Annotated in this window: 17 protein-coding genes and 1 pseudogene; 7 read left to right on the top strand and 11 right to left on the bottom strand. The window is 64.1% G+C overall.

The features are described 5' to 3' along the window. Positions 1–135: 135 nt before the first annotated feature. Entirely contained in the window at positions 136–780 is a 645-nt protein-coding gene (locus Q3C01_RS10305) for an OmpA family protein (protein WP_458145211.1), read from the top strand. A 51-nt stretch (positions 781–831) separates the two neighbouring features. On the opposite strand, the gene Q3C01_RS10300 is transcribed toward Q3C01_RS10305, so the two are convergent. After that, positions 832–2094 (bottom strand): phospholipid carrier-dependent glycosyltransferase, encoded by a 1263-nt coding sequence (locus tag Q3C01_RS10300; RefSeq protein ID WP_458145210.1) that lies wholly within the window; start codon positions 2092–2094, stop codon positions 832–834. 218 nt (positions 2095–2312) lie between these two features. On the opposite strand from Q3C01_RS10300, the gene Q3C01_RS10295 reads away from it, so the two are divergent. Both Q3C01_RS10295 and Q3C01_RS10290 read left to right on the top strand, forming a co-directional pair. Next, positions 2313–3041, top strand: coding sequence for a FecR family protein (locus tag Q3C01_RS10295; protein WP_458145209.1), 729 nt, complete (start codon positions 2313–2315; stop codon positions 3039–3041). A 2-nt stretch (positions 3042–3043) separates the two neighbouring features. Next, positions 3044–4198, top strand: a complete 1155-nt coding sequence (locus Q3C01_RS10290) for a hypothetical protein (RefSeq protein ID WP_458145208.1) — start codon at positions 3044–3046, stop codon at positions 4196–4198. Positions 4199–4370: 172 nt separating this feature from the next. On the opposite strand, the pseudogene Q3C01_RS10285 reads toward Q3C01_RS10290, so the two are convergent. The 3 genes and pseudogenes from Q3C01_RS10285 to Q3C01_RS10275 all read right to left on the bottom strand — a co-directional run bounded on the left by Q3C01_RS10285 (position 4371) and on the right by Q3C01_RS10275 (position 6764). Then, a pseudogene (locus Q3C01_RS10285) lies at positions 4371–4838 on the bottom strand (VOC family protein). 93 nt (positions 4839–4931) lie between these two features. Continuing rightward, complete coding sequence (locus tag Q3C01_RS10280; RefSeq protein ID WP_458145207.1) at positions 4932–5945, bottom strand: alpha/beta hydrolase; 1014 nt, start codon at positions 5943–5945, stop codon at positions 4932–4934. 309 nt (positions 5946–6254) lie between these two features. After that, positions 6255–6764, bottom strand: a complete 510-nt coding sequence (locus tag Q3C01_RS10275; protein ID WP_458145206.1) for a cupin domain-containing protein — start codon at positions 6762–6764, stop codon at positions 6255–6257. A gap of 124 nt (positions 6765–6888) precedes the next feature. On the opposite strand from Q3C01_RS10275, the gene Q3C01_RS10270 reads away from it, so the two are divergent. Then, positions 6889–7107, top strand: coding sequence for a CsbD family protein (locus tag Q3C01_RS10270; protein ID WP_458145205.1), 219 nt, complete (start codon positions 6889–6891; stop codon positions 7105–7107). A 69-nt stretch (positions 7108–7176) separates the two neighbouring features. Here Q3C01_RS10270 and Q3C01_RS10265 read toward each other — a convergent pair whose 3' ends face one another. The 5 genes from Q3C01_RS10265 to ggt all read right to left on the bottom strand — a co-directional run bounded on the left by Q3C01_RS10265 (position 7177) and on the right by ggt (position 13347). Continuing rightward, the gene (locus tag Q3C01_RS10265; RefSeq protein ID WP_458145204.1) at positions 7177–7641 is read right to left on the bottom strand and encodes an FKBP-type peptidyl-prolyl cis-trans isomerase; all 465 of its coding nucleotides are present in this window, start codon (positions 7639–7641) and stop codon (positions 7177–7179) included. A gap of 63 nt (positions 7642–7704) precedes the next feature. Beyond that, positions 7705–9996 carry a xanthine dehydrogenase family protein molybdopterin-binding subunit gene (locus tag Q3C01_RS10260; RefSeq protein WP_458145203.1) on the bottom strand — a complete coding sequence of 764 codons (2292 nt, stop codon included), beginning with the start codon at positions 9994–9996 and terminating at the stop codon, positions 7705–7707. Positions 9997–9998: 2 nt separating this feature from the next. Next, positions 9999–11015, bottom strand: a complete 1017-nt coding sequence (locus Q3C01_RS10255) for an FAD binding domain-containing protein (RefSeq protein ID WP_458145202.1) — start codon at positions 11013–11015, stop codon at positions 9999–10001. 4 nt (positions 11016–11019) lie between these two features. Then, positions 11020–11625, bottom strand: coding sequence for a (2Fe-2S)-binding protein (locus Q3C01_RS10250; RefSeq protein ID WP_458145201.1), 606 nt, complete (start codon positions 11623–11625; stop codon positions 11020–11022). Positions 11626–11760: 135 nt separating this feature from the next. Further along, positions 11761–13347 carry a gamma-glutamyltransferase gene (ggt, locus tag Q3C01_RS10245; protein ID WP_458145200.1) on the bottom strand — a complete coding sequence of 529 codons (1587 nt, stop codon included), beginning with the start codon at positions 13345–13347 and terminating at the stop codon, positions 11761–11763. A gap of 188 nt (positions 13348–13535) precedes the next feature. On the opposite strand from ggt, the gene trhO reads away from it, so the two are divergent. Next, positions 13536–14303: an oxygen-dependent tRNA uridine(34) hydroxylase TrhO gene (gene trhO, locus Q3C01_RS10240; protein WP_458145199.1), complete on the top strand. Its 768-nt coding sequence runs from the start codon at positions 13536–13538 to the stop codon at positions 14301–14303. Continuing rightward, the gene (locus Q3C01_RS10235; protein WP_458145198.1) at positions 14296–14511 is read left to right on the top strand and encodes a SlyX family protein; all 216 of its coding nucleotides are present in this window, start codon (positions 14296–14298) and stop codon (positions 14509–14511) included. Before trhO ends, Q3C01_RS10235 begins: the two co-directional genes overlap by 8 nt. Before the next feature lie 15 nt (positions 14512–14526). Here Q3C01_RS10235 and Q3C01_RS10230 read toward each other — a convergent pair whose 3' ends face one another. After that, positions 14527–16428 carry a sensor domain-containing diguanylate cyclase gene (locus Q3C01_RS10230; RefSeq protein ID WP_458145197.1) on the bottom strand — a complete coding sequence of 634 codons (1902 nt, stop codon included), beginning with the start codon at positions 16426–16428 and terminating at the stop codon, positions 14527–14529. Positions 16429–16602: 174 nt separating this feature from the next. Then, positions 16603–16824, bottom strand: coding sequence for a hypothetical protein (locus Q3C01_RS10225; protein ID WP_458145196.1), 222 nt, complete (start codon positions 16822–16824; stop codon positions 16603–16605). 96 nt (positions 16825–16920) lie between these two features. Between Q3C01_RS10225 and hemE the strand changes: the two genes are divergently transcribed. Continuing rightward, positions 16921–17973, top strand: coding sequence for a uroporphyrinogen decarboxylase (gene hemE / locus Q3C01_RS10220; protein ID WP_458145195.1), 1053 nt, complete (start codon positions 16921–16923; stop codon positions 17971–17973). The last annotated feature ends 179 nt before the right edge of the window (positions 17974–18152 follow it).

Here is an 18152-nt window from a genome sequence, read left to right as displayed (position 1 = left end):
CCGGCTCCGGCGCTAGAATGAGGATCGAGATCAGTCCATTTCTGAATGTGATACGCATCACATCAGGGTGTTTGAACCGGACCTAGGCTCGCAGCATCAAATCGCTATCAGGCGTCACAGCGAGGATTTCAGACAATGACCCATTTCAACAAGCTTTTCGGATTAAAGGCGATTACCCTTTCGGCCGCGCTGTCGCTGACGGCAGGCCTGGCACTCGCCGGCGACAACAACATCACCGCCAACGAGATCCTGAATGCGCTGAAGTCGAAGCCCCTGACCCGCGGCCTGTCCACCGGTCCGCAGACCGAGACCGCGGATCGGGCCAAGGAGGCGAGCTTCCTGAATACCGTGCGCAACCGTCAGACCCGTTCACTCTCGATGGACGAGCGCGATCAGATCGCTGAGCTCGCGGCCAGCAAGCCGAAGATCGATCTGGAGATCCAGTTCGACTACAACTCGGCCAACATCGCCAAGACTTCGGTGGCCTCGGTGCAGGCGCTCGGCAAGGCACTTTCCGATCCGGCGTTGAAGGGCTCGACCTTCGTGGTCGCCGGCCACACCGACGCGATCGGCAGCGATCCCTTCAACCAGGATCTGTCCGAGCGGCGCGCCGACACCATCAAGAAGTATCTGGTGCAGAACTACAGCCTCAACGGCAGCGATCTGGTCACCGTCGGCTATGGCAAGACCAAGCTGAAGGACACCGCGAACGGCGCCGACCCGATCAACCGTCGCGTCCAGGTCGTGAACATGGAAACCAAGACGACCGCCTCGAAGTGATGGCGGCATCCAGTTCGAAAACCCGCCCGCCGCGCCCGCGGCTGGCGGGTTTCATATCCAGTTCTGGAAAAGCATCAGCCGGTTGAAGGTCTGCATCGAGGTGCCGACGAACGCCGCGGAGATCGGCAGCATGACGGCGAAGCCGATGGCTGCGATCGCGACATAGGCCCACAGCACCCAAGGCGGAATCTTGCCGCGTCGCAGCACGTAGACCAGTGCGAGCGAGGACGCGGTTGCGGCCGGCAAATAGTAGTAGATGAAGCCGAGCGTACGCGGCAGCAGTGCCCAGGCGAGATACGGGCCGAAATAGAATGCCGAGATGAGGAACGCATCCCAGCGGCGCGTGACGATGAAGTCGCGCAAAACGACCGCCAGCGCGAGCAGTGCCGGCCACAGCACCAAGGGATTGCCGAGGAAGACGACCGCGGAAATCCGGTCGTCGCCGACCTTGTCGAACAGAAACCACACCGGGCGTACGAGAAACGGCCAGGACGGCCACGAGCTCATATAGGTATGGCCGGCAATCGCGGTCGTGGTGTTGTCGGCGAAGATGCGCCGCTGGGCCTCGATCAGATCGGATGGCGATAGTCCATACAGCGGCAAGAAGGCCACAAGATAGAACACCACCGGCAGCGTGACGAAGCAAAGTGCAAAGTGCTGCGCCCTGAAATCGGGCCAGAGGTCGGGGCGATACCAGTCGGTCGGCTTCGCGTCGGCAAACAGCGTGTGCCAGCTCTGCATCAAACGGATCGCCGCGACGATGACGATGCAGGCCGCGAGCGGAAACAGGCCGCTCCATTTGCAGGCGGCGGCAAGACCGAACAATCCGCCGGCCAGCGCAAACAACCGGTGCGGCCGCTCTCTCCGAAAGCCATGCATGAAGGCCGCCGACGCCAGCAGGCCGAAGGCAAGCGCAAAGATGTCGAGCATCGCGATGCGCGACTGCACGAACAGCATCTGGTTGAAGAAGGCGATCAGCGCCGCCGCGATCGCGGGGCCTTCGGCCGAGAACAGCGCCAGGCCGCAAAGATAGACTGCGACGACCGCGAGTGCGCCGAACAGCGTTGCCGGATAGCGCCAGCCCAGTGAATTGTCGCCGAAGATCGCGATCGACAACGTTATCAGCTCCTTTGCCAGCGGCGGATGCATCGGATTGAGCACGGGTTTCGGCATGACCGGCTCGAGCATCTGCCGCGCAGCCGGCACGTAGTGCACCTCGTCGAACACGAACTTGTCCGGCGTGGAGACGCCGATCAGAAGCGCAAGATGCGCAACCAGGAAAATAACGACAGTGATAACTGCGCTACGCGACATAGGCGACGCAACAGTCACTTCGCGCTGTCGTTGTGGGGATGTTTTGCGTGGCAAATCTGCTTCACCGCGAAGAAAAATATCTTTGCTCAGCGCATTGAACGCATTCTGTCGCAGCTGTCACTAACCGTGACGCTCGTGCTGCGCTACTTGTGATAATTATACCACATCGCAAGCGAGCGCGATCCGGTACGATACAGGACACATCGATCGGCCATGATATGAATTTGCGAATTCGTATACTTCTTCCGGCATTGTTCTCGGCTCTCCCTTACGCGGCGTCCGCCGCAGACGCGCCGATACACGTCGCCGCACAAGCTCAGACGCGCGTCGGCGAAGCCGTGGTGATCCAGAACGAAGTGGTTCGCGTCGCGGCGACAGCGACACAGATCAACGTCGGCGACGGCATGCTGCGCGACGAGACCGTGCGCACCGGCGCCGACAGCGCGGCGCGCTTCGTCATGGCCGACAGCACCAATCTGTCGTTGGGGCCGAGCGCCACGCTCAAGCTCGACCGCACGGTCTTCAATGACGAGCACAGCTATCGCGACGTCGCGATCCGCATGACCACCGGCGCATTCCGTTTCGTCACCGGACATTCTGAAAAGGCCGCCTACAAGATCACGACGCCGCTCGCGACCATCGGCGTGCGCGGCACCACGCTGGACATCCTCTCGCAACGCGGCCGCTCCGTGGTCGTCTTGCAGGAGGGCGCGGCCAGCGTCTGCACGCTGGGCTTCCAGTGTGTTCAACTCACCCAGCCGGGCGACACCGCGATCATCACCTCGACGGGCGGCCGCTCCACGATCACCAAGACCAACTCGCCGCCCTGGACCTTTGCGGCGACCTGCACGGCTGCTGCCGGCCTGTGCTCGGTCAACCAATACGCCGACGCTGCGCCGACCATCACGCCCGCCGTCCATGACGACGGCATGCTGTGCGGACGGTGACGATGGCGAAGCTCACGATCCGCAATGCCATCTTTTCGGCTGCACTGACTGCGGCCACGTCGTTTGCACTCCTCACAACGCAGTTGCAACCGGCTGCGGCAGCGCAAACCTGCAACTCCGATAACGTCTGCTCGCCGACATCGACACCGACCCCGACGCCCACATCGACACCCACGTCGACGCCGACACCCACGCCCTCCCCCAGTCCGTCGCCATCGCCGTCGCCAGTACCGACGACGAACAGTCCGGGCACTGGGCCGACCGGAGCCGACTCCAGCGCCGGCTCGATCGGCGACCTCGCCAATCAGCGCTTCAACCAGATGATCACCAACCGGGTGCTCGGCTCGGTGCTGCTCGGCGTCAACGAGCAGGTCAATTGCAGCGACTGCATCAGCGCGTTCGGCTCGGCCGGGTCGTTCTCCGCCGGCGTCCACGGCCGCAAGGAGCTCACCAGCAACCTGTCGCTGCTCGCAGGCCTCGCCTACACTCAATACAATGAGGGCGGCTACCACGTCACCAGCGCGCCGATCGGCGCCTTTGCGCTGCGCTACGATTTCACCGACTGGGGCTCGTCACGCCCGTTCTTCGACATCGGCACGGTGCTCACGCCCTGGGAGAAGGTGCGCTACACCCGCAACTATCAGACGAGCCTCGGCGCAGTCACCGTGACTGGCTCGACCGACAGCTCGAACTATGCCGTCTACGGCCGGGCCGGCTGGATCACCCGGGTGTCGCCGCGCGACGAGGTCGCGGCCTCCGTCGAGTTCTGGCAGTTGTGGCAGCGGGTGTCCGGCTACAGCGATCAGACCGTCGCGCTCAATCCGTTCGATGCGACGATCGCTGGCGGTACCGACCGCACCAGTCTCGTCAAGCTCGGCGGGCAGTGGACACATCTGTTCGGCAGCACGGTGGAGGCCAACGTCAACGGCGGCTGGGTGCAGTCGTTCGGCGCCCATTCCGGCATCGTCGCCACCGTCACCGGCAACGGCACGGTGGTGCCGACCATGGGCAATCAAGGCTGGTTCGAATATGGCGGCCGCCTCGGCTTCCGCTTTGCGCAAGGGTGGATCGTCGACCTCTTCGCCAACGGCACGCTCGGTCCGCAGCCCGTCGGCAACACCATCCACGGCGGCTTGGGCTTGCGGATCAATTATTGAGATGCTTGACGTTGTCGGCGTAGTCGCGCGCTACCAACTCCGTTGTCATGCCCCGGCTCGACCGGGGCATCCAGTATTCCAGAGATAGCGGGTTTCATCACGACCGCCGCGGCATACTGGATCGCCCGATCAAGTCGGGCGATGACAGGCAGGATGTGGCGCGAACGCGCCGTCACGCCGCCGACTTGCCCTCATAGGCCTGGCGCAGCGCTTCGACATCGAGCTTGACCATTTTCATCATGGCCTGCATGGCGCGCTTTGCGGCGGCCCTGTCCGAACTCGAGAGAAACTGGAACATCGCTTTCGGCACCACCTGCCAAGCCACGCCCCAGCGATCCCTGAGCCAGCCGCACTGCTCTTCCCTGCCGCCATGAGCGAGGAAGGCCTCCCAGATGCTGTCGACTTGCGCCTGATCCTCACAATCGATCTACAGCGAAAGGGCGTGGGTGTACTCCATCTTCATTCCGCCGTTCAACGCAACGAGGCGCTGTCCGCCTAATGTGAACTCGACGACGAGCACTGAGCCTTCCTTGCCGGACGGATTGTCGGAGGCGTTGCGCTGGACCTTCAAAACCTTCGAATCCGGCATCAGGGAAACGTAGAAATTTGCGGCTTCCTCGGCGTCGCCGTTGAACCACAACCTTGGACATGGACAAAAACTCCTCTTTCGGGGCGAGTCCCGATCCGAGGACGATGGCGCGGCCGGCAATCCGACAGGCCGCGTGCATTTTTGTCAGGTCGCGATCGGCGTCGGCATCGTCAAAAACGCCCGCGTGGTGTGCCAGAACAGCGCCCGATTGATCGCCAGCACCACCGAATGCGCGGTTCCCGGCAGGATGACGAACTGCCGGTCGCCGTTCGGCAGCTTGTTGTAGAAGGCCTCGAGATCGGCGACGGTCGCGATGCCGTCGAACTCTCCGCGCAGCAGGAGCACCGGCGCGAGCACCTTCTCCGGGTCAACCACCGGCAGGTTGGCCGTCATGTCGAGGTAGGTGCCGGTCGGGATCTGATCGCCGAACTGAAGCTCGACCTCGGCGAGCGCGTCCATGACGGCGGGATCGCTGGTCCCTGGTTTGTCGCGGGTCGCGATCGAGCGGATCATTTCGCGGTCGCGCTTCCGCATGTTGTGGGTACGGTAATAGTCGACCTGCTCGGCGCGCTTGGCCAGCGTCGGCGAGCCCTCGCCCTTGTAAGTGAAGGCGGCGAACACCAGCCGGTCGATGTGTTCCGGCGCGACCATGGCGTAAGCGCCGGCACGCAACGCACCCGAGGACTCCCCCACGAAATGGAATTTCCTCTGCCCGGTTTCGCGCGTGATCACCTCGACCGCGGCCTTCAGATCCTCAACGCCACTTGCGATGTCGGAATTGCCGGAGGTGCGCCCCGACTTGCCGTAGTTCTCGTGATCCAGCGTCCAGCAGTCGAAGCCGTAGCGGGCGAACTCGTTCATGGTCGAGTATTCGCCCTTGCCTGGCACGCTGAGATCGAACACCCGCGAGGTGACGGAGGAGCCGTGCACGAACACCACGACCGGCCGCGCCGCCTCGCCCGCCTTCGGCGCGCCGAGCCGCTTGCGGTACATCCAAAGGGGCACGTCGCCTTTTTTCGCCCAGTATTCGCTGGACCAGATGTCGGCGAGTTGATCGGCGGCGCGGGCCTGCGGCAGTGCGCCAGCCAGCGTTGCCCCGAGCACACCGGCTCCTTTGATCAGACTCCGCCGCGGCAGTGAATGATCGGGCTTCACCATGGTGACCTCTCTCGCCTTGTCTGATGCAGGCTCCGGCGAAGCCTAGCAGATATGGACGAAAGCGTCAGCCGCGTTCTCCGTCATTGCGAACGCGAGGTGTTGGAGCGATGCTTCCTTCTCCTCTGTCATTCCCCGCGAAGGCGGGGAATCCAGTACGCCGCGGCTTCTCCGTATCCTCGCGCGGTCTCTGGAATACTGAATCGCCCGCCCCAGTGCGCAATTGCGCACAAGGCGGGCAATGACATCGAGAATGTGGGACGAACCTGCCGAAAGCTCGCTATTGCGAGCGCGGCGCCTAACTCAGACCGGTCACTTCGTCTCGTTCGGATCGCGGTGGACGGGGTCGATCCACAACACGGTTTCCGGCTTCTCGACCGGCTCGATGTCGAGATTGATCGCGACCGCCTCACCGTCGCTGCGCACCAGCACGCATTCCAGAACCTCGTCGGGGCTCGCGTTGATCTCCTGGTGCGGCACGTAAGGCGGCACGTAGATGAAATCGCCGGGGCCGGCCTCTGCCGTGAACTGGAGATGATCGCCCCAGCGCATGCGGGCCTTGCCCTTCACCACATAGATGATGCTCTCGAGATGGCCATGATGATGCGCGCCGGTCTTCGCGTCCGGCTTGATGCTGACCGTGCCCGCCCACAATTTCTGCGCGCCGACGCGCGCGAAATTGATCGCGGCCTTGCGGTCCATGCCGGGCGTCGAGGGAACATTGGGATCGAGCTGGTTGCCGGGGATCACCCGCACGCCGTCATGTTTCCAGCGATCGTCATGATCGTGATGATGGGAGTGCGTGTGGTCATGGCCGCTCATGTGTCTGCTTTCCATTGGTTCCGTGCGCCGCAAGCTAGCCAAAGCTGCGGCATCAAGCCATACCAAAATCGGAACGCTCTTAGGCGCCCAACGTTGTCCTTTCAATCAAGATAGGGAGATTTTCATGGGTAGCACGAGCGACAAGATCAAAGGCACCACCAATGAGGCGATCGGCAAGGCCAAGCAGGGCATTGGCGAAGCCACGGGTTCCGATCGCATGAAGGGCGAAGGCACCGTGCAGGAGATCAAGGGCAAGGGCCAGCAGGCCATGGGCGACGCCAAGGACGCCGCGAAGGAAGCGATCGATCGCGCCGCGGCGAACGCCAAGCGCACAACTGAGTGAGACGCGCGGGATCAAAACGAAAAGACCGGCCGCAAGGCCGGTCTTTTTGTTTTGCGCTGGTACCTGCCGTCACTTCACCCCGAGCAATTCCACGTCGAACATCAGGGTCGCATTCGGCGGGATCACGCCGCCGGCGCCGCGCGCGCCGTAGCCGAGCTGCGGCGGGATGATCAGCGTACGCTTGCCGCCGACCTTCATGGTGGCAACGCCCTCGTCCCAGCCGGCGATCACGCGGCCCTTGCCGATCGGAAACTCGAACGGCTCGTTGCGGTCGACGGACGAGTCGAATTTCTTGCCCTTCTTGCCGTTCTCATAGAGCCAGCCGGTGTAGTGCATCACGCAGATCTGGCCGGACTTTGGGGAGGCGCCAGTGCCGACGACGCTGTCGATGATCTCGAGGCCTGAAGCTGTGGTCATGGTTTTTCCTGCGGTCTGGGCCGATGCCGGGGTGGAGACGAATGCCGACGCTACGCCGATTAAGGTAATCGCGAGCGCCGACATGAGGGTGAGGAGTGCACGCTGGGCACGCTGCATAAGACACCTTCCGTTTGGAGCGGGAGGTGTCTAGCGCAACACACCGGGCGTGACCAGCCCTTATCAGGCCTCGATGTTTTCAAGCCGCACCGGCAGCTTGCGGATGCGCTGGCCGGTCGCGTGATAGAGCGCATTGCAGATCGCAGCATTGGTGCCGACATTGGCGAGCTCGCCGAGCCCCTTCACACCGGCGGGATTGATGCGGTCATCCTCTTCGGACAGCAAGATGACCTCGACATCAGGCACATCCGCGTTCACCGGCACGAGATAGTCGGCGAAATTGTCGTTGACGTAACGCGCGGTGCGCTCGTCGATCTCGGTGGCCTCCAGCAGCGCCGAGGACATGCCCCAGATCAGTCCGCCCATGAGCTGGCTGCGCGCCGTGCGCGGATTCATGATGCGGCCGGCGGCAAAGGCGCCGACCAGGCGCGGCGTGCGGATCTCATGGGTGAAGCGATTGATCCTGACCTCGACGAATTCCGCACCGAAAGCGTAGGCGATTCCGTCCTTCAGGCTGGGCCCGCCGACCAACCGAACGTGGCCGCTATGCATGGCCTCGAAGGCATCCGGCGGCGCGCCGTCCGGCTTCCACTCGCCATACTCCTCGATCACGCTGACGCCAAGCGCATCGAACGCCTTTTCGCGGTCGAGCGGCTGACCGCTAGCCGCAGCTTGCGTCGCCTGCGTCTGCCCCATGCCGACGGTCTCCTTGGCCCTGTCGGTGAGGCCTTCGTTCGGCATCAGCGCGCGGAACAGGCGCTGGCGCACCTTGTCGCACACCATCATCACCGCCGAGCACGTGCTGGCGGTCGAGTTCGAGCCCCCCGCGACCGGAGCCGGCGGCAAATCGCTGTCGCCGATATAGACGGCAACCTTCTCCAGGGGCACGCCGAGCCGTTCGGCCGCAGCCTGTGCGATCACCGTGTAGGCGCCGGTGCCGATCTCATGACCGGCGAGCTCGACGCGGGTGCGGCCGTCGCGCTGCAGGCGCACGCGCGCCGCCGATGGTCCCATCTGGGTCGGATAGCAGGTGGCAGCGCAGCCATAGCCGACAAGCCAATCACCATCCGCCATCGATTTCGGCCTGGCCGAGCGCTGCGACCATCCGAAGGCCTTTGCAGCCTCGTCGAAACAGGCCATCAGCGATCGCGACGTGTAGGGCTTGCCCCCGATCGGCTCGGTCGTGGTGTCGTTGATGCGACGCAGCTCGATCGGGTCCATGTCGAGCTTGACTGCGAGTTCGTCCATCGCGCTCTCCAGCGCGAACATATAAGGCACCTCCGGCGGCGAGCGCATGAATCCAGGCGTGTTGCGGTCGGCGCGCACGATCGAGACGAGGCTATCGACATTAGGGCAGGCATAGAGCCGCGTCGTCGTCTTGGTGCCGCCGACGCAATAGGCGTCGGGACGCGAGGAGACCTCGGCTCCCTCATGACGCAGCGCGACGAGCTTGCCGTCCCGGCTCGCGCCGAGCTGGACTTGATGGCGCGTCTCCGCTCGGTAAGTTGCAATGGTAAAGCCCTGGTCGCGCGTCGGCACCAGCTTGACCGGGCGGTTCAGCCGGCGCGCTATACTGGCGATGATCGCGGTGCGCGGCGTCATCGATCCGCGCGAGCCAAAACCGCCGCCGACGTAAGGATTGACCACGCGGACCTTGTCGGCATCGATGCCGAGCTGTTCGGCAACGCCGTTCTTCAGGCCGTAGACATATTGGCTCGGTTCATAGACGAGCAGATTGTCGCCCATCCAGACGCAGCTCGTCGTGAACAGCTCCATCGGATTGTGATGCTGTGTCGGCGTCTCGTAGGACGCGGTGAGCTTGACCTCGGCCTCGTCGAACGCCGTCGCGAAGTTGCCGACCTTCGGGTCTTCCTTGAACATCGCGTTCTGGCCCTTCGCGGCGGCCGCCGTCGTGCCCTGCGAATCGAACGTCGCCGCCGGCATCAGCGCGGTGTAGTTGACCTTGACGCGATTGGCGGCCTCGCGCGCCGCTTCGTAGCTCTCGGCAACGACCACCGCGACGATCTGGCCGTCATGGGCGATGTCGGCCGATTTCATTGGCTGGATCGTGGTCCCGGCATGGCCGCCGTTGGAGAACAGCTTCGACTCATTCAGCTTCGGCATATTCTGATGCGTGAATATCTCGACCACGCCGCGCACCCGCTTGGCATCATCGAGCTCAAAGCTGTCGATGCGACCCTTGGCGATCGCGCTGGTCACCAGGAAGGCATAGACCGGGTTGGCGAGCGGCATGTCGGAGCCGTAGGCCGCCTTCCCCGTCACCTTCGCAACGGCATCGTAACGCGGCACCGGCTGGCCCATATTGGCCTTCGGCTCGGGAGCAGCAGTGGTCATGGTCAGATCTCCATCGTTACGGCCTGCTGGAGCGCGCGAGCCATCACACGCCTGCCGAGCGCGATCTTGAACGCGTTGTACCGCCGGCCCCTGGCGTCGGTGAAGGCCGCCTCCGCGGCACGCTGCGCGAGGCCATCGTCGAACCGCTGACCTTTCATCAGCGCTTCCGCCTCGCGGGCACGCCACGGCACTGTGGCGACGCCGCCGAGCGCGATGCGCGCGTCACGAATCACGCCGTCCTGCACGTCGAGCGCGATCGCAGCCGACGACAGCGCGAACTCGTAGGACTGGCGGTCGCGCGCCTTCAGGTACACTGAGCGCGGCCAGCGCCCGGGAACCGCGAAAGCCGATATCAGCTCGCCCGCCTGCAACCTCGTCTCGATCTCCGGTGAATTGCCGGGCGGCTTGTGCAATTGCGCAAACGGCAGGCTGCGCGTCCCGGACTTTCCGGTGATTTCGACCGTCGCATCAAGTGCGATGAGAGCCTGAGCGAGATCCCCGGGATAGGTCGCGATACATTGGTCGGAGGTACCCAGCACGGCATGCATCCGGTTGAAGCCATCCATCGCCGCACAGCCGGAGCCCGGATTGCGCTTGTTGCAATTCTCGTAGGAAATGTCGCGGAAATAGCTACAGCGCGTGCGCTGCATGACGTTGCCGCCAAGCGTCGCCATGTTGCGCAATTGCGGGCTGGCGGCCAGCTTCAGCGAACTGGCGATGACGGGATAGTTGCGCTGGACCCCAGGGTTCGCGGCGACATCGGACATCTTTGCAAGCGCGCCGAGCCGCAGATTGTCACCTCCGAGGTCGATCGCCGACCAGCTCCGCGCCAGCGCATTGATGTCGACGACCGTAGCAGGCCGCATCACGTCAAGCTTCATCAGGTCGATCAGCGTCGTGCCGCCGGCGAACGGCTGCGCGGATGCCTGCGGCAGCGGGTTGTTCTCGGAAGCAGATGAGGCGAGCAGCGAGACGGCGGCGGCGGCGTCGCCGGCCTTGGAATAGAAAAAGGATCGCATGCGCCTAGCCTTTCATGATGTCGGGCGCAGCCTGTTTCACGGCCGCAACGATGTTGGGATAGGCGGCACAGCGGCAGATGTTGCCGCTCATATATTCGCGGATGTCCTCGTCGCTGCCGGCGTGCCCCTCCTTCACACAGGCAACCGCGGACATGATCTGCCCGGGCGTGCAGTAGCCGCACTGGAAGGCATCGTTATCGACAAAAGCCTGCTGCATCGGATGCAGCCGATCGCCGCTTGCGAGGCCTTCGATGGTGGTGATGTTCTGGCCTTCGACGGCGAGGGCCAATGTCAGGCATGACACCACGCGCCGGTCGCCGATCAGCACCGTGCAGGCGCCGCACTGGCCGTGGTCGCAACCCTTCTTGCTGCCGGTGAGGCCGAGATGCTCGCGCAGCGCGTCGAGTACGGTGGTACGTGCGTCGATGCGAAGATGCTTGTCCTCGCCATTCACGCGCAATGTCACATCGACCGGCAGCGTCGGGTCCGGCGCGGCAGCAGCTCCCGATCCTTGCGGTGCCGCACGCGCGGTCATCGGAACGAGCGTGCTCGCCGCCGTGCCCGCCATGAAGGTGCGACGATCGAAACCGGAACCTGAATTGTCGGACATGTCGGCCTCCGCCGCTTTCTAAAGAAAGCAGCGCACGCCTGCGCCGCTCATCGCCCCTTAACCGGGGGCGATGAGCTCCGTTCCTTCGTCAACTTTTCCTGATCGCGTGAGGAACCTCGCCTCGCGCATCGAGTCTCAATAGCCGAGCGCGCAGCCGTCCTTGCGCGGATCGGAGCCGCCGGTCAGCGTACCCTTGTCCCAGTCGATCCAGATTGCCTGGCAGCCGCCGAGCGGGCCGACGACGCTGGTGGTCTTGTGACCGAGCTTCTGCAGGCCCTCGACGACAGCGGCGGGCACGCTGTCCTCGAGCTGATAGACGCCCTCGTAATGCAGGCCGCGCGGCATATCGATCGCCTCCTGCACGTCGCAGCCATAGTCGAGGATGTTGGTCAGCACATGCGTCTGGCCGACCGGCTGATACTGCCCGCCCATCACGCCGAACGGCATGATCGCGCGGCCCGCCCTGGTGAGCAGCGCTGGAATGATCGTATGCAGCGGGCGCTTGCCGCCGGCGATGCAATTGGGGTGATCCGGCTGGATGCGGAAGCCGCCCGCGCGATTTTGCAGCAGCACGCCGGTCTTGTTCGACACGATCGCCGAACCGAAGGAGTGCGCGATCGAATTGATGAAGGAGCAGACGTTGCGATCCTTGTCGACCACGGTGATGTAAATGGTCGAGGGGTTCATCGGCGGCGCGACGTTGGGCAGGTCGAGCAGCCCGTCCATGCGGATTTTTGCGATGTACTCGTCGGCGAATTCCTTCGCGAGGATTTTTGCGACGTCGATCTTCATGTGGGCGGGATCGGCGACATGCATCTCGCGGATCATGTAGGCGATGCGCGCGGCTTCCGCCTCGAGATGGAATCGCTCGACGCTGAGCGGCGCGAACTTCTTGAGGTCGAACCGGGACAGGATGTTCAGCATCACCAGCATGGTGATGCCGGGCCCGTTCGGCGGGCACTGCCAGACGTCGTAGTCCTTGTAGGTCGTGCCAATCGGCGTGGTCACCTCGGTTGTATGATCAGCGAAATCGTCGAGCGTGTGCAGACCGCCGATTCCGCGCAGCGTCTCGACCATGTCCTCGGCGATTCCGCCCTTGTAGAAGGCGTCGCGGCCGTCCTTGGCGATCGCGCGCAACGTCTTGCCGAGCTCAGGTTGACGGATGACGTCGCCGGTCACCGCCGGCTTGCCGTGCGGCAGCAGATAGCGCTCGGTGTTGGTGCCGTTCTTCAGCTTCTCGAACTGGTTCTTCCAGTCGAAGGCGATGCGGGGGGCGACGACGTAGCCCTCCTCGGCCGCCTTGATCGCCGGCTGCGCCAAACGGTCGAAACCGAACTTGCCGTGGTCGCGCAGCACGGTCGCAAAGGCGTCGACCGCGCCGGGGATCGAGACCGCATGCGCCGAGGTCAGCGGCACGGAGTTGATCTTGCGTTCCAGATACCACTCGACATTGGCGGCCTTGGGCGCCCGGCCCGAGCCGTTATAGGCCGTAATCTTGCCCTCGCCGCGCGGTTGGATCAGTGCAAAACAGTCGCCGCCGATACCGGTCGATTGCGGCTCGATCACCCCGAGCAGCAAACTGCCCGCGACCGCCGCGTCCGCCGCCGTGCCGCCCTCGCGCAGCACCTCGACCGCCGCGAGCGCGGCCAGCGGATGCGAGGTCGCCACCATCGCGTTCTGGGCGTGGACCGTGGACCTGCCGGGGAAATGGAAGCTTCTCATAGCCTGTTCTGCTCTCTTGCCGCGGGGCGCGCCTACGCAGCGCCCTCTCGAAAATCCGGGTCTACATGACACATTCGGACCCCGCCGGGCAATGCTGGCATACCACGGAAATGGCTGCCATCCGCTGCACGAATGGGGCGCATTGCTGCGGGTTTTCTGGGCGGCCTTGGCCTGCTAAACGAGCCGCCATGACCCCTGAGAACACGGCTTGCAAGGTTGCTGCTTTCTATCAGTTCGCATCGCTCGCAGATTATCGCGGGCTGCGCGAGCCGCTGCGCGCGTTCTGCGCCGGCCTCGGCATCAAGGGCAGCGTGCTGCTGGCGCAGGAAGGCATCAACGGCACGGTCGCCGGCTCTGCGGAGGCGATCGATGCCTTCGCGCATGAGCTCGCACATGGCGACATGTTCGGCGGACGACTCGACAATCTCGAACTGAAATTCTCGACCAGCGAGGCGATGCCGTTCGGCCGGCTCAAGGTGCGGCTAAAGAAGGAGATCGTCACGCTCGGTGACGCCGCCGCCGACCCGACGCAGCAGGTCGGCACCTATGTAGATGCCTCCAAGTGGAATGCGCTGATCGCCGAGCCCGATACGCTGGTGCTCGACACCCGCAACGCCTTCGAGGTGGCGATGGGCACATTCGAAGGTGCCGTCGATCCCGGCATCAGGAGTTTTGGCGAGTTCAAGGACTTTGCCGCGCAGCAGCTCGATCCGGCAAAGCATCGCAGGATCGCGATGTTCTGCACCGGCGGCATCCGCTGCGAGAAGGCAAGCGCGCATCTGCTCGCGCGCGGCTTTGCCGAGGTCTATCACCTCAAGGGCGGCATTCTCAGATATCTCGAGGATGTGCCGGAGGAGCAAAGCCGCTGGCGCGGCGAATGCTTCGTGTTCGACGAGCGCGTCGCGCTCGGCCACGGCTTGCGCGAGCGGCAGAAGGACGCCTCCGCCGATGAATGAGATCAAGACCCTCAGCGAACGCATCGACACGCTCGAAGCACGGCTCGCCTACCAGGACGACACCATCGAGCAGCTCAACCAGACCATCACGGCGCAGTGGAAACAGATCGATGCGCTGACGCGGCAGATCGCAGCGCTGAACGAGCGTCTCCTGGAGGCCGAAGCCAATGCGCCCGGCCCCGCCAACGAGCGTCCGCCGCATTACTGAGGCGGGGGCCTCAAACTACTGCCCTGAAGCCAGCGGCAGCAGATTGGAGACCTCGACCGACATCACCAGCCGGTCGCGCCCGTCCTGCTTGGCGCCATAGAGTGCACGATCGGCCGCCTCGACGAGCGTTCCCGGCCCACCGGTTCGCTCCAGCCACGGTCGGCAGGTCGCACCACCGACCGAGGCGGTGACGCAGCCGGCGGATCCATTGGAGATATGAACGAGGCCCGCGGCCCGGATCGCCTGACGGATCCGCTCGCCGATCCGGGCGCAGCCGGCCGCATCGATGTTCGGCAGCAGCACGGCAAACTCTTCGCCGCCATAGCGCGCGGCGAGATCGCTGACGCGCCGAGCCTCCGCTGCGATGATCTTCGCCACGGTGCGCAGGCACGCATCGCCGGCCGGATGACCGTATTCGTCGTTGTAGGCCTTGAAGTGGTCGACATCGATCATCAACAGGCCAACGCTGGAGCGGTCGCGATAGGCCCTCGCCCACTCCTCGTTCAGCCGGTCGTCGAAGCAGCGCCGGTTGGCTAGCCCGGTGAGACCATCCTCGATCGCGAGCGTCTCGAGCCTGCTTTCCAGGTTCTTCTGCTCGGTGATGTCGCGCGAGATCGCAACCACGCCATCGATCGCACCGGTGACCTTGCGCGTGACGCGCATGGTCGATTCGAGCCAGATTTCGGACTTTTCGCGGTGCACGTTTCGATAGGTGACCCGCGCCTCCTCCGTCTCGCCGCGCTTCATCGCATCGACGATGGCCTGAACCTGCGGCAGGTCCTCCTGATTGATCCCGGCGAGCGCAGGCGTGCCGATCAATTGGTTGGCGCGCCAGCCGGTCACGCGGGCAGACGAGGGCGAGACATAGCGGAGCCGCTCGTCAAGCCCGATCCGGGTCACCATGTCGCTGGAGCCTTCGGCCAACAGGCGGAAATGCGCTTCCTTCTCCACCAGCGCCGCCGCCATGCGCTGGCCGCGTTGCAACTGCCGGACCAGCACCGCACCGATGATCGCAATCAACATCACCAGCGCCAGGACGTACAGCATGCGCGAAATGGCTGCCGCCCGCCAGGGCGCCAGCAATTCATCGCGATCGACGGTCGCGATCAGGAGAAGCGGAAAGCGGCCGCTGCGCTTGTAGAAGCTGACACGATCGACGCCATCCAGCAGCGACCTGAACTGATAGGCCCCGCTCGGCTGCAGCTTCGATTCGCGAAACAGCAGCCCATCGGCCACGCTGCGTCCGACGAACTTTTCATTGCTGGGATCGCGCGCGATGATGATGCCATCGCCATGCACCAGCGTGATGGAGCTGTTCCGACCGATCAGGAACTGCTGGTAGAAATGCGAGAGATAGTTGGCACTGATCGTCGCAAGCACGACGCCGCCAAAGCTGCCATCGAGCTTGTTGAAGCGGCGCGACAGCGTGACCACCCACTCGCCGTCGACCAGGCTTCTGATCGGGCGGCCAACATACGCCTCGCGCTTCGGCGAGAACCGGTGATGCCTGAAGAACTCGTCGTCGCTGAGCGTTGAAGTGACGGCGCCGGCGGATGTCAGCCAGTTGCCCTTGTCGTCGATGATGGCGAGGCTGTGAATGCGCTCGATCGCCTTCTTGCGGATTTCGAGGAGGTTGCGGAGCTTGGCGATGGTGGAGGGATCAGTGCCGTCCATTTCCAGGCGACTGACGACGCCCACGACACCGGAGTCGAGCAGATCGAGGCTGTCCTCGGCGTGCTGGGTCAGCGATCGCGCGAGATTCGCCATTTCCGTCTCGGTGCCGCGCAACAACGCGTCCCGCGAGCTCCATTCACGCCAGCCGCTGACGCCGAGGATGGCCGTGCAAGTGAGCACGACGAACGCGGCCGCCCGCAACGGCAGGCGGCTCAAGCCGGCTCTATAGCTCACAACGTTCATGCGACAGGACTCTCCGATGCCCGGAAAATCCGCCGCTTCCGTTATCGAAACCTGAAAAGCGCAGCGCAATTCGCCTCAAACTGCGCCGATTTACGTAGTCCTACGGTGCTCGCGATCGTCTGATCGCTAACGGCAGGTTAGCGCGTCGAGGGGGAAATCGGCCCGCGCGGGACGTTAGCTGAAGATCGCCTTAACCTTGTTCCACAGCGACTGGCTGTCCGCCTCCGCATCGGCCTTCGATGGCGTCGGCTGGGTGGCGCTGACGGGATCGGATGCCGGGAACGTATCGATCAGCCCGGCATCGAGCTTGGCATGGGTTTCGCGATCAGCGGCGAGCGCCTCGCGTGGATTCTCAGCGTGCTTGTCGTGCGGCGCGGGGTTGAATTTCTCAGCCATGGGCTCCTCCATTGGCCCGTCAACGTCGCCGCCTGCAGCGAGGTTCCGTCGTTCCGCTTGGCCCGGCGGGAGCGGCGGTGTATCAGGAACCGCAACATGTCCCAGGGATCATTCGTGCAGTCCTCGCCCGCAAAACCTTTCATCGACGTGCTCTCTGGCCAGCGGCAGACCGTTCCGCCGATCTGGATGATGCGGCAGGCCGGCCGCTATTTGCCCGAATATCGCGAGGTGCGCGCCAAGGCCGGCGGCTTCCTCGATCTCTGCTTCACGCCGGAGCTCGCTGCCGAGGTGACGCTGCAGCCGATCCGCCGCTTCGGCTTCGATGCGGCCATCATCTTCTCCGACATCCTGGTGATCCCCTACGCGCTCGGCCGCTCCGTGCGCTTCGAAGTCGGCGAGGGTCCGCGGCTTGAGCCGCTGGATGATCCCGGCAAGGTCCGCACGCTGTCGCCGCGCGCCGACTTCAGCAAGCTCGAGCCGGTATTCGAGGCGCTGCGCATCGTGCGCCGCGCGCTCGATTCGAAGACCGCGCTGATCGGCTTCTGCGGCGCGCCGTGGACGGTCGCGACCTATATGGTTGCGGGCCAGGGCACGCCGGACCAGGCGCCGGCGCGCATGATGGCCTATCGGCATCCCCAGGCATTCGCGAAGATCATCGACACGCTGGTCGAAAACTCCATCGACTATCTGCTCGGGCAACTCGCCGCCGGCGCGGATACGCTCCAGATCTTCGACACCTGGGCGGGTGTACTGCCGCCGGCCGAATTTGCGCGCTGGTCGGTCGAGCCGACGCGCCGCATCGTCGAGGGCGTACGCGCCAGGGTTCCGGATGCGAAGATCATCGGCTTTCCCCGCGGCGCCGGCGCGCAATTGCCCGGCTATGTGGAGGCGACCGGCGTCAATGCGGTCAGCATCGACTGGACGGCGGAGCCCGCCTTCATCCGCGAGCGCGTGCAGTCGCGCGTCGCCGTGCAGGGCAATCTCGATCCGCTGGTGCTGATCACCGGCGGCGATGCGTTGGATCGCGCCGTCGACGAGGTGCTGGCGAATTTCGCGACGGGACGGCTGATCTTCAATCTCGGCCACGGCATCCAGCCGGAGACGCCGATCGCCCATGTCGAGCAGATGCTGAAGCGCGTGCGCGCCTGACCGATCGTTGCCCTCTGCTGCGGCCGGGGTCGTGCGCTCCTGCCAAAAACTCGAAAACAACCCCATGCAAAGTAGAACAGCGTCGCGCGCCGATCGATTCGGTCCATCCGAAATCAATTGACACGTCGGGCAAAACAGGGGTACGATCCTATCATCGCACCGATAAGTCGCTCGGCGGC

This window comes from Bradyrhizobium sp. UFLA05-109 (genome assembly GCF_054185165.1).
This window is presented reverse-complemented; position numbering and strand designations above follow the sequence as displayed.

Bases quoted from the DNA above. Each gene is read 5' to 3' on its own strand.
- Q3C01_RS10305 (WP_458145211.1), top strand. From the start codon at position 136: ATGACCCATTTCAACAAGCTTTTCGGATTAAAGGCGATTACCCTTTCG.
- Q3C01_RS10300 (WP_458145210.1), bottom strand. From the start codon at position 2,094: ATGTCGCGTAGCGCAGTTATCACTGTCGTTATTTTCCTGGTTGCGCAT.
- Q3C01_RS10295 (WP_458145209.1), top strand. From the start codon at position 2,313: ATGAATTTGCGAATTCGTATACTTCTTCCGGCATTGTTCTCGGCTCTC.
- Q3C01_RS10290 (WP_458145208.1), top strand. From the start codon at position 3,044: ATGGCGAAGCTCACGATCCGCAATGCCATCTTTTCGGCTGCACTGACT.
- Q3C01_RS10280 (WP_458145207.1), bottom strand. From the start codon at position 5,945: ATGGTGAAGCCCGATCATTCACTGCCGCGGCGGAGTCTGATCAAAGGA.
- Q3C01_RS10275 (WP_458145206.1), bottom strand. From the start codon at position 6,764: ATGAGCGGCCATGACCACACGCACTCCCATCATCACGATCATGACGAT.
- Q3C01_RS10270 (WP_458145205.1), top strand. From the start codon at position 6,889: ATGGGTAGCACGAGCGACAAGATCAAAGGCACCACCAATGAGGCGATC.
- Q3C01_RS10265 (WP_458145204.1), bottom strand. From the start codon at position 7,641: ATGCAGCGTGCCCAGCGTGCACTCCTCACCCTCATGTCGGCGCTCGCG.
- Q3C01_RS10260 (WP_458145203.1), bottom strand. From the start codon at position 9,996: ATGACCACTGCTGCTCCCGAGCCGAAGGCCAATATGGGCCAGCCGGTG.
- Q3C01_RS10255 (WP_458145202.1), bottom strand. From the start codon at position 11,015: ATGCGATCCTTTTTCTATTCCAAGGCCGGCGACGCCGCCGCCGCCGTC.
- Q3C01_RS10250 (WP_458145201.1), bottom strand. From the start codon at position 11,625: ATGTCCGACAATTCAGGTTCCGGTTTCGATCGTCGCACCTTCATGGCG.
- ggt (WP_458145200.1), bottom strand. From the start codon at position 13,347: ATGAGAAGCTTCCATTTCCCCGGCAGGTCCACGGTCCACGCCCAGAAC.
- trhO (WP_458145199.1), top strand. From the start codon at position 13,536: ATGACCCCTGAGAACACGGCTTGCAAGGTTGCTGCTTTCTATCAGTTC.
- Q3C01_RS10235 (WP_458145198.1), top strand. From the start codon at position 14,296: ATGAATGAGATCAAGACCCTCAGCGAACGCATCGACACGCTCGAAGCA.
- Q3C01_RS10230 (WP_458145197.1), bottom strand. From the start codon at position 16,428: ATGAACGTTGTGAGCTATAGAGCCGGCTTGAGCCGCCTGCCGTTGCGG.
- Q3C01_RS10225 (WP_458145196.1), bottom strand. From the start codon at position 16,824: ATGGCTGAGAAATTCAACCCCGCGCCGCACGACAAGCACGCTGAGAAT.
- hemE (WP_458145195.1), top strand. From the start codon at position 16,921: ATGTCCCAGGGATCATTCGTGCAGTCCTCGCCCGCAAAACCTTTCATC.